Genomic DNA, 14,730 nt, shown 5'->3' on the forward strand with positions numbered 1-14,730 from the left:
GGGAATGACAGATAGAAAGGCAAGGGCAAACAGCAGATTCCCTTCGGGAATGACAGCCAGAAGGGCAACGGCAAAGGCTGGGGCAAGGGCAGTTGCAACGGTTGTGGTGGAGGGGTGATGAGGGTTTGGCAGCGGGTGTTGGTGGGGACTTTGCTGGTGTTGGTGGTTGCTGGGGCGCGGGTTTATTTTGTGTGGAAGGCGCGGCAGGATCCTGGGGTGGTTAAGAATGCTGTTCCTGCAAAGAAGCTGACTGCGGATGAACTTACTTATGTAAAAGAGATGTACTTTGCCACCTTTGACCAGGCTAAACAGATTGAGGGAACGGCGGTTTGGGTGAAGGCGGGATATTCGCTGCCTTACTACCCTTATGCTGGTGGGTCGGTGGAGTTTGCGAAACGGGTTGGCGTGTTGCCTTCGGCGGAGAAGCTGAAGGTGCAGAAGCTGATCAAGGCGGTGGCTCCGGCGAAAGAGGATGACCGTATCTATCATGGAGCCCGACAGTATTTTGCGGTGTTTACGCTGGAGGGAAAGCCGGGGACTTATGCTGCTCCGATGGGATATGTGGAGGGCAGTGAGGAGAAGATTTATGCGGACGAGCTTTTTTACTATGACGATCCGCAGAAGATCTATGATTTTTGGCCGAAGGATGTGTGGGCGGCGGTGGCGGCTCATACTCCCAAGGTGGGGATGAGCGAGTTGCAGACGCAGATGGCGGTGGGGTTGCTGATGGAGCGAGGTGCTTCGCAGGATGTCGGGAACCGCACGGTGACTTATCATGCGGGCGATAAAAAGTGGACGGTCACGTTTGTGAAGGACAAAGCTACTTCGGTGACTCAGGGATAACTTTTCTAACAGTAAAGATTGTTTGTATACGGCCCATCGCCTGTTGACGATGGGCCGCTTTGCGTTGGTTACGAATTTGGGAAGGGTGAGTTAGCGATCAGATCGCAGAAATTGGGGCTTTTGTAACCGGGGATGAAGCGTTCTACTACGTCGGCTTTGACGGTGCCCCAGGTGGAGTCTGGCTTGTGGGCGAAGCCGCCGAAGAAGGCTTGAACGATGCCTTCTTTGAAGTTTTCACGGGGGTAGGCGCGGACGATTTCTTCGCGAAGGTTTGGGGGAAAGTTGTCAAAGCCTTCGCCGAGAACGTCGAGGCCTACGCCGGTGAATAAGAGGGCGACTTCGGGCTTCATGTACTGGGTGATGCCGGGTGTGGTGTGGAGGGCGATGGCTTCCCAGGCGGTCTGGACTTGTTCTTCTGGAATGTTGTGGGCGGTCAGGAATTGGCGGGCGGCGTTTGCTCCGTCTACTTCAAAGCGCTCGGTGGGGCTGGAGAATTTCTTGATAAGTCCGAGATCGTGGAAGGCTGCGCTGATGTAGAGAAGCTCGGCGTCGAAGCGAAGCTTTTGCCTGCGGCCTTGTTCGGCGGCGAAGAGGTAGACGCGGAGTGAATGGTTGTAGATGAGGCTGGTGCCGTGTTCGCGGAGGATGGCGGTAGCTTCGCCGGCGAGTTTGCTGTCGGGAATGGCGGTGTTGTTGAGAGAGGTGGTCATGTTGATCTCCTTGCAGTTTTCACGTTAGGCCGATTGGGGTGAGTCCGCCACGACGCGGATACGACGATTTAGGACACATATAGGACACGGGGCGTGCCTGGGCGACGTAGCATGACTGCATGCGAAGGATTGTGATTACCGGGCCTGCTCCGGTGCAGATTTTGGATGTGACCGGGCCGCTGGAAGTGTTTGGCAGCGCGCCGGGGTATGAGGTGGTGCTGGCTACTCCAGAGAACGATGGGGTACTGAGAACGCATCGCGGGGTTTCGCTGACCGGGGCGGTGCCGCTGAGTGCGTTGGCGGATACGACGATCGACACGCTTATGATCGCGGGCGGGCTCGGGGCGGAGAGTGGGATTTATGACGAGGGCTATCTGCAATGGATTGCGGATGCGGCGGGACGTTCGCGGAGGGTGGCTTCGATCTGTACCGGGGCATTTTTGCTGGCGGCTGCGGGGTTGCTGGATGGGCGGCAGGCGGTGACGCACTGGGCATTCTGCGATCGGTTGGCGCGGGAGTTTCCGAAAGTCGAGGTATTGCGCGATCCGATCTATTTACGGGATATGGCAAGAGATGGGGACGGGCATGGGGGTGGAGTCCCGATCTATACTTCGGCGGGAATTACGGCGGGCATCGATCTATCGCTGGCGATGGTGGAGGAAGATCATGGGCATGCGGTTGCGCTGGAGGTGGCGCGAATGCTGGTGATGTTCCTGGTGCGGCCGGGTGGACAGGCACAGTTCAGCCATATGCTTTCGCATCAGGCGGGCGATTCGTTGCCGCTGCGGGAGTTGCAGGTGTGGATGCTGGAGCATTTGCGGGATCATCTGACGGTTGAATTGCTGGCGGAGCGGATTGGGATGAGTGCGCGGCACTTTACGCGGGTTTGCTTGCGGGAGACGGGGATGAATCCGGGACAGTTTGTGGACCGGATGCGGGTGGAAGCGGCGCAGCGGATGATGGACAGCTCGGCGATGGGGTTGAAGGGTATTGCGGATGCTTGCGGGTTTCAAAGCGCGGACTCGATGCGGCGGACGTTTTTGCGGGAGATTGGAGTGACCGCCGGAGAGTATGCACGGCGGTTCACGCGGAGAGAGATCCAGAGTACGGACTAGTCAAGATGCGGGCACGATTCGAGCACGACACGAGATAGGTGCTGGGTTATTTTTTCGGTTCCTGGAATTGGATTTCTAATACGTGGGCTGGGGCTGGGGTTGAGGCGGCGATTGAGAGGGATTGGCTGTTCGGGAGCCACTGGATGTCGCTGCTGCGCATCTGTTTTTCTGTGGATGCGGTGCTGATTTTTGCGGGCGAGAAGGCTACGAGCAGGGTGGGTAGATTGGGGCTGCCAGTGGGGCATGGTGCGCCTGCGCTACAGATGATGCGGTGGATGGTGAGGTCGGGGTCGGAGAACTCTTCTGTGTTGCCTTGAGTGAGGGTTGCAGGAGCTTCGTCGCGTTTGGGGCTGGTGAGGCTGTGGAGCGGGAGCTTTTTGAGTTCGATGCGGAGGTAGTCGGAGGAGAGATCGCCGAGATTGTCAACGGAGTGGCGCTCGGGGCGTCCGGGGGCGATGCGGAATGCTCCTGTCTTGACGGGCGGGCGGGTCATGACGAAGGGTGGGGTTTCGTCATGGGTGAAGCGGACGGGGCCGGAGTCGGACAGGTAGACGTAGATGGTGGGGTAGTCGGAGTGGTTGTGGACGCCGACGTGTTCGTGGGGGCCGTAGTGGCAGCGGATGACGCGGAGGTCGGGGGTGTCGAGGATGAGCTTGTAGTTGTTGGGGAAGGCGGTCAGGGGATCCTGGGCGTGGGCGAAGGCTGGGGATAAGACGGCGAACAGGAGGGCGCATAGTAGCTGCTTCATGCGGTCAGGGTACGGGGTTTGGGGGCGGTTGTCGAGGGGTGCGGGTTGAGGGCGCGAGATTTTGATCTGCTATTTTGGAAGCAGTTTTTCTGCGACATGGAGAGTGACTTGAAGCGACTGATTACGGCGCTGGCGTGGGTGTTGTTTGCCGGGGTGATGTATCTCATCCTGACGGAGGCGGTTGGGCCGTGGTTGAGGCTGCCGGGGCTTGGGAATGTTGGATTCACAGTGGTGTTTGTTTTATTTGCTCTGGTGCATTGCGTGGCGCTTGAGGGCGGGCGGCGGACGGCGGTGTTTTTTGGTGTGTCCGCAGTGGTCTCTTATTGCATGGAAGAGTTTGGGGTGCGGTCGGGAGTTATCTATGGGAGTTATCACTACGGGGAGTCACTCGGAGCTAAGTTAGGGGATGTGCCGGTGTTGATTCCGCTGGCGTGGTTCATGATGATTTATCCATCGTGGATGGTGGGGCGGGCTTTGTTGAGGGGCATCGATACGCGCACGGTTACTGGAATTACTGCGCTGGCGGCTGTGTCCGCGTTTGTGATGACGGGCTGGGATATGGTTATGGATCCGGGGATGGCTAAGGATGGTAACTGGGTTTGGGAAAAGGGCGGGGCTTACTTTGGGGTTCCGCGACATAACTACCTGGGATGGCTGGCTACTACTTTTATTGTTTACCTGATTGCCGGATGGCTTTGGCGTGGAGTTAGCGACGCGCGTGTGAATACGCGGTTGTTTGAGGCGCTGCCGGTGATGGTTTATGGGTTCTTTGCGGTGCGGTATGTGGCTGAGAATCAGATTCCGGCGTTGCAGTTGGTGGCTTTGTTTTCTATGGGGGTTCCTGCGCTGGTGGCTGGGGTGCGGGTTTGGTTGGGGGATGAGGGGTTGAAGAATCTCGGGGCCGAAAGGCCCCACGCGTAAAGTTTTTGGAGTTGCTTGATGCGAGGGCTGAAGCCCTCGCCTATCCAGCTATCCAAGGCGCTGGTCGATAAGCGTAAATCGCGAAAGAAGCAGATCTTCGCTTCGCTCAGGATGACAAGACTAGTGCAGGAGGGGGTATGGTCGCTGTTTCATGCGGTCAGGGTTTTGGGGCGGATGTCGAGGGGTGCGGTAGATTCTCTGCGGGGCGGATGGATAGAAAAGGCAACGGTGGAGGCAAGGGCAAAGGAAGAAGCAGATTCCCTTCGGGAATGACAGACAGAACTGCAACAGCAACAGCAAAGGCAAAGGCAAGGGCAAGGGCAACTGCAAAGGCAAAGGCAATAACTTTGCCCAGGGTTGACGGCGGAATTTCTGGAGTTATTGGGATTGTCTCTATGTGTTGTAAGTTAATTTTGGTTTTGGTTACTCCCACCCTGGCTACTGGTTATCTTTGCGGTCAGGGTGGGTGTCGCATGTTATGCGGCTAGATTAGGGGATGTTTGTTTACGCCAGACTCTAACTACGTCCAGAATGCCTGCCTGAGAGAATTTAGTAATACTGGTGAGCTGCTCTCCAGCTTTGGCATTCATCGGACGAAAATCGTCGCTTCACGAGCGCCTGGGCGGATTCGCAGGAAGACACCGTGTTGCCGTCGCGGGGTTGGATTTGGCGGTGTTGCGGCCATTCTCAACTCTCCGTTGGGCTTGATATGCGGTACAGCGTAGACGGTGCAGTTCCCGTCTTTGAGTAACTCGCGGATAATATCTTTCACTAAGTCAGACTGATTGGCGTCGAATTCAATACCGTGCACATTAGGCATTGAAGTGCCTCCTTTCCAGCACAATTTGATGGTACTCGTTAATAACTAAATAAGTTGTAATGGGCGGTTGGATGGCAGGCTGACGGGTAAGGGCATTTGTGAGGGCTAACAGCAGATTCCCTTCGGGAATGACAGACAGAAAGGCAAGGGCAACGGCAAATGCTACTGCAAAAGCTAACAGCAGATTCCCTTCGGGAATGACAGCCAGAAAGGCAACAACAAAGGCAGCTGCAACTGCAACTGCAAGGGCAACTGCTAGGACAGATGGGCTGGTGGTTTCTGGGTTAGTAGTTCGAGGAGTTTGGGCTCGTCGATTATTTCTATTTTTAGTTCCTGGGCTTTGGTTAGTTTGCTGCCGGCTTCTTCGCCTGCTACTACGTAGTTGGTTTTTTTGCTGACGCTGCCGCTTACTTTGCCTCCGGCGGACTCTATCTTTTCTTTGGCTTCTTCGCGGCTCAAGGTTGGGAAGGTGCCGGTGAGGACGAAGGTTAAGCCTTCCAGTTGCGTGGTGCGTTGTTTCTTTTCGGCGGTTAGTTTCAGTCCCAGTTCGGCGAGGCGGGTGACGAGGGCGCGGTTGGGCTCGTTCTGGAAAAAGTCGTGGACACTGGCGGCTACTTTTGGGCCAACTTCCTGAACTTTTTCGAGGTCTTCCTGGGAGGCATTTTCTACTGCCTGGACGGTGCCGAATTCTGCGGCCAGGAGTTCGGCTGTGCGTTCGCCGACGAAAGGGATGCCGAGGCCCATGAGGACCCGGGCGAGGCCTGCGTCTTTGGATTTCTCAATCTGGGTGAGAAGAGATTCGGCGGATTTTTTGCCTACGCGCTCTAGAGTCAGCAGTTGCTCTTCGGTGAGGGTGTAGAGGTCGGCGATGGATTTGACCAGTCCTGAATTTAAAAGCTGGACTACGAGTGCTTCGCCGAGACCCTCGATGTTCATGACTCCGCGATGGGAGAAATAGAGGAGCGACTGGACTAGGCGTGCGGGGCAGTCGATGTTGATGCAATAGGTGTCGACTTCGCCTTCGGTGTGTTCGGCGAGGGTGCCGCAGACGGGGCAGTGGTCCGGCATTTGGAAGGGTTCGGCGGCTTCGGGAATGCCTGCGTCGGTTTCCGGCCGGGGGACGACTTCGGCGATTTTGGGGATGACGTCGCCGCCGCGTTCTACTTTGACCCAGGAGCCGGTGCGGACGCCGAGGCGGGCTACTTCGTCGGCGTTGAAGAGGCCGGCGCGGACTACGGTGGTGCCTCCGATGGAGACGGGCTTGAGAACGGCGAGCGGGGTGAGTTTGCCGGTGCGGCCTACGGTGACCTGGATTTCGAGGACCTGGGTGATTCCGGCGCGGGCGGTGTATTTGTAGGCGATGGCCCAGCGGGGTGCGCGGCCGGTGTAGCCGAGGCGGAGCTGGGTGGTCTGGGAATCGACTTTGATGACGACGCCGTCGATTTCGTAGCCGAGGGTTTCGCGCTCGGCTTCGGCTTTGTCGATGAAGGTCATGAGCTGTTCGGGGGTGGAGAAGGTGTCGCGATGAGGGTTGACGCGGAAGCCGAGGGCGGTAAGGGTTTCGAGGGTGGCGTGCTGGCCTGCGGGGTTGTATTCGCCGTTGAGGATAAGGAAGTAGGCGTAGAAGTCGAGGCGGCGCTGGGCGACGATGTTGGGGTCGAGGGTGCGGATGGTTCCGGCGGCGAAGTTGCGGGGGTTGGCGGCGGGGGCTAGTCCGGCTGCTTCGCGCTCGGCATTGGCTTTTTTGAAGGTGGCGAGGGGCATGACGATTTCGCCGCGGATTTCGATGGCGTGCTGGTCGTGTTGATCGATCAGGCCGGACTTTTTGAGTCTTGCGGCGGGAATGGTCAGGGGGATGCTTTTCATGGTGCGGACGTTGCTGGTGACGTCTTCGCCAATGGATCCATCGCCGCGGGTGAGGCCGCGAACTAGGCGGGCGTTGCCGTCGGTGCCGATTTCGTAGTGCAGGGCGAGGCTGAGGCCGTCGAGCTTCAGTTCGGCGATGTACTTTACCGGGAGATTGCCTGCGAGTTCATGGACGCGGCGGTCCCAGTCGGCTAGTTCTTCGGCGTTGTAGGCGTTGTCGAGGGAGAGCATGGGGCGGGAGTGCGGGACTTTCTGAAAACCTTCGGCGGGGCGGCCTCCGACGCGCTGGGTGGGCGAATCGGGGGAGAGTAGCTCGGGGTGGGCTGCTTCGAGGGCTTTCAGCTCGTTCATGAGCGCGTCGTATTGGGCGTCGGTGATTTCGGGGGCGTCCATGCCGTAGTAGAGGTATTCGTGGTGGCGGAGCTGGGTGGTTAGTTCGGCTACCTGGGTGAATGGGTCTTGATGCGCGCTCATGCTGGGGATTATAGCTAGTGGTGCTTTGCGTTGTTGCTGGGGGTGGTGGGACGGGTGATGGATAGGGCATGAGGTAACGGGGGAAGCAGATTCACTTTGGAATGACAGACAGAAGGGGAAGGGCAGGGCAAAAGGAAGGGGCAAGAACAACTGCAAGGGCAACGGAAGAAGCAGATTCCCTTCGGGAATGACAGACAGAACTGCAAGGGCAAGGACAACTGCAAGGGCAAGGACAACTGCAAAGGCAGGGGCAACTGCAAAGGCTCGGGCTAGAACAAGGGCATGGCTAGGCTGGGGTTTGCTTTGGGTTTTGGGGATTGAACTGTTGTGGGGTAATTGCGTATTGATTGGATAGGAGATGTTGCCATGAGTGCTTATTCGTATCCTGATTCATATCCCAGTCCTAGTCCGCAGCAGGTGTTTCAGATGCAGTTTGAGTCGGTGCGCCGGGATGAGGTTGTGGGCGTGTTGCTGGCGATATTCCTGGGGTGTTTTGGCATTCACCACTTTTATGTGGGCCGGGTGGGTCTGGGGATTCTTTATTGCTGCTTCTGCTGGACGGGGATTCCGGCGCTGCTGGGGCTGGTGGAGTGTTTCTTTATGCCGGGGCGGGTGCGTGCTTATAACGCGCAGCAGGCGGCGGGGATTGCGGCGGCGCTGGGGATCGCGATTCCCTTTCCGGGATGGGGTGGCTATGGGTATGCCGCGCAGCCGGTTTATGTTTCGGTGTCGGCTGCGGCAAATGGTGAGGCGGCGTTGGTGGCTTGCGGGAATTGCCGACAGGTGAATGCTGTGGGGTCGAGGTTTTGTGGGGGTTGCGGGGCGCGGTTGTAGGCCGCGGTTATTCGTTTCGAGGTTGTAGCTGCTAGCCGGCCTGGGTGCTGGGTTGGCTCAGGCTGAAGGCGTTGCGCAGGCGGTGGGTTTCGTCTACGGGCGAGAAGCCGAAGAGGCGTTTGAATTCCCGGCTGAACTGCGAGGGGCTCTCGTAGCCGACGCGCTCCGCAGCGATCGAGGCTCCGAGTGAGTCCTGAACCATGAGCATTCTGGCTTTGTGCAGGCGAACGGTTTTCAGGTATTGCAGAGGCGAGGTTGCGGTGAGGGCCTTGAAGTGATGGTGGAGCGCGGAGACGCTCATGCCGATTTCGCTGGCCAGGGCGGGGACATCCATTGGGCTGGCGTAGTCGGAGTGCATGCGGTGAAGGATGCGATGCATGTGTTTGCGGGGGCCATCCATCAGGAGGAGCGATTGCAATGCGCCGCCTTGCTTGCCCTGGAGAACGCGATAGTGAATCTCACGGATGACCTGCGGGCCGAGGACGTTGGCGTCTGCGGCCGATGTCATGCATTCGAGCAGGCGGATGGTGGCGTCGCTCAGGGCGGGATCGAGTTCGGTGGCGGAGACGCTGGTCTCGTCTAAGCCGACGAGTTTTGGGCGGTCTTTGGGGTCCAATTGCATGAGCAGATCGCTCAGGACTGCGAGCTCGATGCGGATGCCTACGCCGAGGAATGGGCCGTCTTCGGCTACTTCTGTTTCACATTCAAAAGGAAGCGGGACGGTCAGGGTGAGGTAGTTGCGCGCGTCGTAGGTGAAGTGCCGATCGTGCAGATAGCCGCGCTTGCGGCCCTGGGCGACGATGATGATGCTTGGCTCATACATGACGGGAAGGCGGGTAGAGCAGCCGGAGCGAAGGAGGCGGACGCCCTGGAGCGATGAGGGGCGCATGCCATCGAGGGTGGCGAGGTGGTTGAGGAGGGCAACCATCTTCTTCTGATTTTTATCCAGCTCATCCATAGTTTTATTCCAATATTAAGACTAGAGCAATGGGACCGACTTGTCTGTAGAAATGGAGGATTAGGCAAGGAATCGGCAGTTCTGGGTATTGAAGAAAAGTGCGTGGAGGCGTGTGATGATAGTTGTGACCTTAGATGGTCCAAAAGGAAGAGGATTTAAACGATGTCGACACCTACACGCTCTTTTGCGGCGCAGTCCGCTACTTCTTCGTTGGCTCCTTATACGCTGGAACGACGCACTCCTACGGAGCATGACGTTGCGATAGAAATCTTATTTTGCGGTGTTTGTCATTCGGACCTGCACCAGGTTCGGGATGAGTGGCACAACTCGGTTTATCCGGTGGTGCCGGGTCACGAGATTGTTGGCCGTGTGACGAAGGTTGGCAGTTCGGTAACGAAATTCAAGCAAGGCGATCTGGCGGCTGTTGGATGCATGGTGGACTCCTGCCGGAAATGCCCGAACTGTCTTGCGGGTCTGGAACAGTATTGCAATAGCTTCCCTGTACTTACATACAACGGGCCGGACAAGCATCTGGGCGGCATGACGTATGGCGGCTACTCGGAAGGGATTGTTGTGGATGAGGCGTATGTGCTGAAGGTTCCAGAGAATCTGAACCTTGCGGCTGTGGCTCCGCTGCTGTGCGCGGGGATTACGACGTACTCGCCGCTGCGGCACTGGAAGGTCGGTCCGGGGCAGAAGGTGGGAATCGTTGGCCTGGGTGGACTGGGGCATATGGGGCTGAAGTTTGCTCATGCACTCGGTGCGCATGTGGTGCTGTTCACTACTTCGCCAAACAAGGTGGAGGATGCGAAGCGGCTGGGCGCGGATGAGGTTGTGATTTCAAAGGATGCGGAGCAGATGCAGGCTCATGCGCAGAGCTTTGACTTTATTCTCGACGCGGTTTCGGCGGATCATGACCCTAATACATATCTCAATTTGCTGAAGACGGATGGGACGCTGGTACTTGTTGGCGCGCCGGAAAATCCGTTGCCGGTTGCGGCGTTTAGCTTGTTGCCGCAGCGCAGGGCGATTGCGGGATCGATGATTGGCGGTATTGCGGAGACGCAGGAGATGTTGGATTTCTGCGGTAAGCATGAGATTGTCAGCGATATCGAGATGATCGATATTCAGCAGGTGAACGATGCTTACACGCGGCTGCTGAAGAGCGATGTGAAGTATCGGTTTGTGATCGATATGGCTTCTTTGAAGAAGTAGTTAGATAAGGACGAAAGGCCGCTACTGGATTGGTTTCCGTTTATTCGGGGCTGATCTGGTGGCGGCTTTTTGTTTGTTGAGGACAGGGCTGTAAGCAGGCGATCGATTGCCGGGTATATCGACTTTACTTGTTGTTAATGAGCATTGTTGATTGGGGGCAGGTTCGATAGACTTTCTGAAAAAGCAGGCTCTAGGGAGAATGGTTCATGCGGCGACTGTTTCGCGGTGCTGGCTTGGTTATCCTGGCTTGTCTTTATGCGGGTTTATTGGCAGCTATGCCGGGTGCGTTCGCTCAGACGGCAGGGCCGCAGTCGCAGGCCTTTGATGTTGTTGCGATACGACAGATTGAGGCTACACGGTTCTTTCGCGAAGGAAACTCATCGACCACCATTACTACTGCGCATAAGTCGTGCGATTACTCAGGGGAGCATGTTAGCTGCCAGCTCTCGTTGCGTGAGTTGATCGAGGAAGCCTTTCAACTCAAGCGATATGAGATTGCGGGTCCGGACTGGCTTACGGAAGATCTGTTTGTCTTTCAGGCGACGATGCCTCTGAAGACCAGTAAAGATAATGCGCGTCTCATGTTGCAGGGTGCGTTGAGGGATCGATTTGGTTTGAGTTTTCACATGGAGCAGCGAGCTATCGCCAGTTATGCGATGATCCCTGCGAAAGGCGGGACGAAGCTGCAGCCGGCAGAGGATGCCGAGCATCGGAAGCTCTTGAGTATTGGAGGACGCGGCGGGGCAGTTCTAACTATGTCTCCGGGGCAGTTTTCGGCAGTGGCTATCTCACTTGAGTCACTGGGAAAGAATCTGCAATCCATTGCGGGTTTAGATCGGCCGGTAGTTAACATGACGGGTCTCAGCGGGGACTATAAGGTTGACCTGCATTGGTCGCAGGGTGAGGATGCAGAGGCCGGAATGGGTCCAATGGATTCAGGCTTGCGGAATGCAGTGAAAGTCCAGCTAGGATTGGAGCTGGAAAAGCGGCAGATTCCTATGCGTGTATTGGTCGTTGATCATGTCAACCGTACTCCATCGGAGAACTAAACCGTAGAGATGGAATCGTCGGCATCGAGCATAGGAAGGTGGCAGCGTGCGGATGCCTCAGGGCCGGAAGGCCCTTCGGTTGGGGCTTGCGGGGATGGTGGTGGTGCCCGGGCTGAAGCCCGGGCCTATCCAGAGCTTAGTGCCATCTTGCATTCAAGCCGGGCCTAGCCAGGGCATTGGGACTTTGTTCGATCTTGTGTTCAGTCTGGGCTTATCCAAGGCTTAGTTTCCTCTTATGCCTAATTGGCTGAGGGTTGTTCGATGTGGTCGATGACGATTACGTCTATTACTTTTTTTCTCCAGTTTCGGCATAAGTTGTTCATTAAAGCTGGCTAGATCAATCGATGGTATGCCGGTCATTGCGTGCATTTCAGAATCATAATGCCATGATTGGAAAAGCCAAGACTTAAAAGCAGAGAAAGAATATAGACTTCTTTAGCTTCGCACAAGCAGTGTGATAGCTATGATGCTAGTGGCTTTTACTAACTCTGTCCTATGTTAACTACTTTATAAATACACTGTTATTCTTGACTTATTAAACAACCAGTAGCTAAATCTATGTGTAGCACATGTAGTCACGTTTTGATAAGTATCAAAACATATCGCTTGTAGCTTTACGACTGTCATCAATACCAAACAATTACACCACTACCTTCGAAGCATCAGGGAGTGCAGTACTATGTCGAAACTAGAACGCATAACATATTTGTGCTTATCGAATAGTGAAATTGTTGCGTCTGGCAGCTATGACGGTTTTCACGGGTATTATGATGGCACAGGCAGCTCAGGCCATGGTCATCAGGGTGTCTTGCCAAGACGGAACACAGACCGGCGCAGACGTCAGTTGTGCCACAGGAACTCCGTATGCTGGCTGCGCTTGTACCAATTACTCCGCAACAACAGGATACAGTGGGTGCTACCTATATAGCGGTTGCTATTAGAACCAGCCTTGCTGGTATGTATGCGGCGTGGTTCATGGGTTCTGGGTGGATGTTTCGACTGTACTGGCTACATCGATGTTCCTCATGAAACACGCTGCTATAAAGCAATGATTTTTCGACGGGATGGTATGGGAATGCACCTCGATTGCATTGCTAATGGTAGTGGGGTTCAAATGTCTGGGATTTCATATCAGATCAAACGAAACTTGTGTTGTGGCGTTTTGGCAGGAATCTTCTTTATAAGTATCTGCATGGCACAGGGAACCGTTGCCGCAACAGGGCCATCTTTTGAAGTCGTGTCCCTGAAGAAAGTGGTCATTAATCAAGACCAATATAATTCGTCTTCCGCAGGGATTGCATTTGGGCCACAAACCAAACCTTGTGAGTATTTGCCGGATCGAGTACGTTGCCAACTCGTGCTGCAAGACTTGATAGAAGAGGCTTATCAAATCAAGGGAGTGGAGATGGTTGCTCCTAAATGGCTAGATGAAGATGTTTTCTCTATTGAGGCAACTATGCCGGTTGGGACAAGCCGTGATACTGCGCGTTTGATGCTGCGGCAGGCACTTGCTGATCGGTTTGGGTTGAGAGTTCATCGAGAAAAAAGGGATACCACCGTTTATGCACTGATTGCGGATAAACTGGGCGTCAGGCTGCTGGAGGCGGACGATCCTGCTCATCGCAAGCTGAAAGATGTCAGTACTCCTGTTGGCTCTTTGCCCGCTCAGGTTTACTCGCAACCCGGACAATTCTTTGCGGCAGCGATGACACTTGATGACTTGGCTGCGAATATAGGCGTCCGCACTGACTTGAACTCACCGGTGGTCAACCTTACTGGATTGACCGGCAAGTACAAGTTCGACCTACACTGGACACCGCCCGATGATGATCACGGCACTCCAACACAGAAGGACCCGGGATTCATGGCGGCGATTCAGAAGCAGTCAGGCCTTCGGCTGGAAAAGCGAAAGGTTCTCTACGATGTGCTTGTCGTCGATCACATTCAACGCGTTCCGTTGGAAAATTGAGTGGTTGTCGGTTGGATCTGGAAGATTTGTATCTTCGAGTGGATGTTCAATGGGAAGTGTTTTCGTTCTTGTTTTAGGTCTATCTAATGCGTTGTCGATCTGGATTTGTGATTTCGGTTGGGAGATTTGTTATCCCATCCTTTTGTTTCGGTTGAGGGAAAAGCGGATCCTTCGCTTTGCTCAGGATGACAAGGCTTGGGGTGGTGATAGGCCCGGGCTGAAGCCCGGGCCTATCCAGGGCTTTGTTTCCTCTTGTGCCTAATTTGCTGAGGGTTGTTCGATGTGGTCGATGACGATTACATCGACTGTGGTTTTTCGGGGTTCGAGTTTGAGGCCTAGTTGCTCTTGCAGTGCGGTGAACAAAGAGGGTGCGATTTCTTCGGTCGGGCTTGTGCCGTCTGCGCCTTTTGCTTCTACGGGGGCGTCGTCCGGGGTCCACTTCAAAGTGAAATCGTAGCTGCCGGTGAGGTTGGTTTTGTCGACGACGGTGTGGCCGAGCTGCTGCGACAACAGGGAGAGCAGTGCGTCGAGTTTGACGCCTGTTGCTTCCATCTTTTTATCGGAAGTCATCCAGCGCCCACCGGTTGGCTTTCCGTCTGCGTCCAGCTTGGGTGTCGATTCCTTTAACTTGGAACCGCCTTTGCTGATTACGAGTTCGTAGACGGGGAGGGTCTTGGTTTCGTGATGGAACTTGAGGTTGAAGCGATCGGCCAGCAAGGGCAGAAGCATTTCGCCACGCTGCTTGCGGGTGAGGGTCTTTAGTCTTGGTGCATCGGCGCCGTCTACCTTGGCCTCGACATCGTAGCGGGTTGTCTTAACCCAGTCGGGTTCGCCGAAGATGCGATCGTCTTCAACATCGAATGCCTGGTAGAGCAGGAGGTGAACGTTGACTCCTGTATAAGAGATGCCGCTGGGCGTGGACATGAAACGAATCATGCCGGTGGCGTCGGGCTTGTTGGGCTTGATGGTGGAAACGTCAAAGGTTGGGAGCGGTGTTTGGCTTGCTTCGGGAGGCTTGGGGGTTGGGGCGTCCTGTGCGTGGATGGCTGGTGCGGCAAGGAACGCGATTGCAACTGCGAGCAGAGACAGTATGGGATTGAATCTCATTTTGTGTGGAAGGGATTGGGTCATTGAACGAACTGTCCTTTGGAGACTGATTTTGTTCGTAAGACGGTGATGAGTCAGTTAACTTTTCTTCGGTGAAGGAA

At 55.6% G+C, this 14,730-nt stretch carries 13 protein-coding genes; 7 read left to right on the forward strand and 6 right to left on the reverse strand.

The annotated features are described in order from the left end of the window. The first annotated feature begins 117 nt into the window (after nt 1-117). Complete coding sequence (locus OHL19_RS01900; RefSeq protein ID WP_263355889.1) at nt 118-843, forward strand: hypothetical protein; 726 nt, start codon at nt 118-120, stop codon at nt 841-843. Nucleotides 844-911: 68 nt separating this feature from the next. On the opposite strand, the gene OHL19_RS01905 is transcribed toward OHL19_RS01900, so the two are convergent. Further along, nucleotides 912-1,553, reverse strand: a complete 642-nt coding sequence (locus tag OHL19_RS01905; protein WP_263355890.1) for an HD domain-containing protein — start codon at nt 1,551-1,553, stop codon at nt 912-914. A 119-nt stretch (nt 1,554-1,672) separates the two neighbouring features. Between OHL19_RS01905 and OHL19_RS01910 the strand changes: the two genes are divergently transcribed. After that, nucleotides 1,673-2,668, forward strand: a complete 996-nt coding sequence (locus tag OHL19_RS01910; protein WP_263355891.1) for a GlxA family transcriptional regulator — start codon at nt 1,673-1,675, stop codon at nt 2,666-2,668. Nucleotides 2,669-2,714: 46 nt separating this feature from the next. Here the strand turns inward: OHL19_RS01910 and OHL19_RS01915 are convergent, their stop codons facing one another. Further along, nucleotides 2,715-3,416 carry a hypothetical protein gene (locus tag OHL19_RS01915; protein WP_263355892.1) on the reverse strand — a complete coding sequence of 234 codons (702 nt, stop codon included), beginning with the start codon at nt 3,414-3,416 and terminating at the stop codon, nt 2,715-2,717. A 108-nt stretch (nt 3,417-3,524) separates the two neighbouring features. Here OHL19_RS01915 and OHL19_RS01920 point away from each other — a divergent pair, with 108 nt between their 5' ends. Then, a complete protein-coding gene (locus OHL19_RS01920) occupies nt 3,525-4,337 on the forward strand; it encodes a carotenoid biosynthesis protein (protein ID WP_263355893.1) in 813 nt (270 codons plus the stop codon). Between the two features lie 586 nt (nt 4,338-4,923). Here OHL19_RS01920 and OHL19_RS01925 read toward each other — a convergent pair. Together OHL19_RS01925 and ligA are read right to left on the reverse strand one after the other, a co-directional pair. Next, nucleotides 4,924-5,157 (reverse strand): hypothetical protein, encoded by a 234-nt coding sequence (locus OHL19_RS01925; protein ID WP_263355894.1) that lies wholly within the window; start codon nt 5,155-5,157, stop codon nt 4,924-4,926. Nucleotides 5,158-5,412: 255 nt separating this feature from the next. Beyond that, the gene (gene ligA / locus OHL19_RS01930; protein ID WP_263355895.1) at nt 5,413-7,497 is read right to left on the reverse strand and encodes an NAD-dependent DNA ligase LigA; all 2,085 of its coding nucleotides are present in this window, start codon (nt 7,495-7,497) and stop codon (nt 5,413-5,415) included. A 366-nt stretch (nt 7,498-7,863) separates the two neighbouring features. On the opposite strand from ligA, the gene OHL19_RS01935 reads away from it, so the two are divergent. Next, nucleotides 7,864-8,331 carry a TM2 domain-containing protein gene (locus OHL19_RS01935; RefSeq protein WP_263355896.1) on the forward strand — a complete coding sequence of 156 codons (468 nt, stop codon included), beginning with the start codon at nt 7,864-7,866 and terminating at the stop codon, nt 8,329-8,331. A gap of 31 nt (nt 8,332-8,362) precedes the next feature. On the opposite strand, the gene OHL19_RS01940 is transcribed toward OHL19_RS01935, so the two are convergent. After that, nucleotides 8,363-9,289: an AraC family transcriptional regulator gene (locus OHL19_RS01940; protein WP_263355897.1), complete on the reverse strand. Its 927-nt coding sequence runs from the start codon at nt 9,287-9,289 to the stop codon at nt 8,363-8,365. 162 nt (nt 9,290-9,451) lie between these two features. Between OHL19_RS01940 and OHL19_RS01945 the strand changes: the two genes are divergently transcribed. From OHL19_RS01945 to OHL19_RS01955, 3 genes are all read left to right on the forward strand, one after another. Beyond that, nucleotides 9,452-10,504 carry an NAD(P)-dependent alcohol dehydrogenase gene (locus OHL19_RS01945; protein ID WP_263355898.1) on the forward strand — a complete coding sequence of 351 codons (1,053 nt, stop codon included), beginning with the start codon at nt 9,452-9,454 and terminating at the stop codon, nt 10,502-10,504. Between the two features lie 206 nt (nt 10,505-10,710). Then, nucleotides 10,711-11,553, forward strand: a complete 843-nt coding sequence (locus OHL19_RS01950; protein ID WP_263355899.1) for a TIGR03435 family protein — start codon at nt 10,711-10,713, stop codon at nt 11,551-11,553. A gap of 1,192 nt (nt 11,554-12,745) precedes the next feature. Next, nucleotides 12,746-13,522, forward strand: a complete 777-nt coding sequence (locus OHL19_RS01955) for a TIGR03435 family protein (protein WP_263355900.1) — start codon at nt 12,746-12,748, stop codon at nt 13,520-13,522. Nucleotides 13,523-13,780: 258 nt separating this feature from the next. On the opposite strand, the gene OHL19_RS01960 is transcribed toward OHL19_RS01955, so the two are convergent. Then, nucleotides 13,781-14,653, reverse strand: a complete 873-nt coding sequence (locus OHL19_RS01960; RefSeq protein ID WP_263355901.1) for a TIGR03435 family protein — start codon at nt 14,651-14,653, stop codon at nt 13,781-13,783. Nucleotides 14,654-14,730: the final 77 nt, after the last annotated feature.

Source organism: Acidicapsa ligni (assembly GCF_025685655.1).
Classification (GTDB): Bacteria; Acidobacteriota; Terriglobia; order Terriglobales; family Acidobacteriaceae; genus Acidicapsa; species Acidicapsa ligni.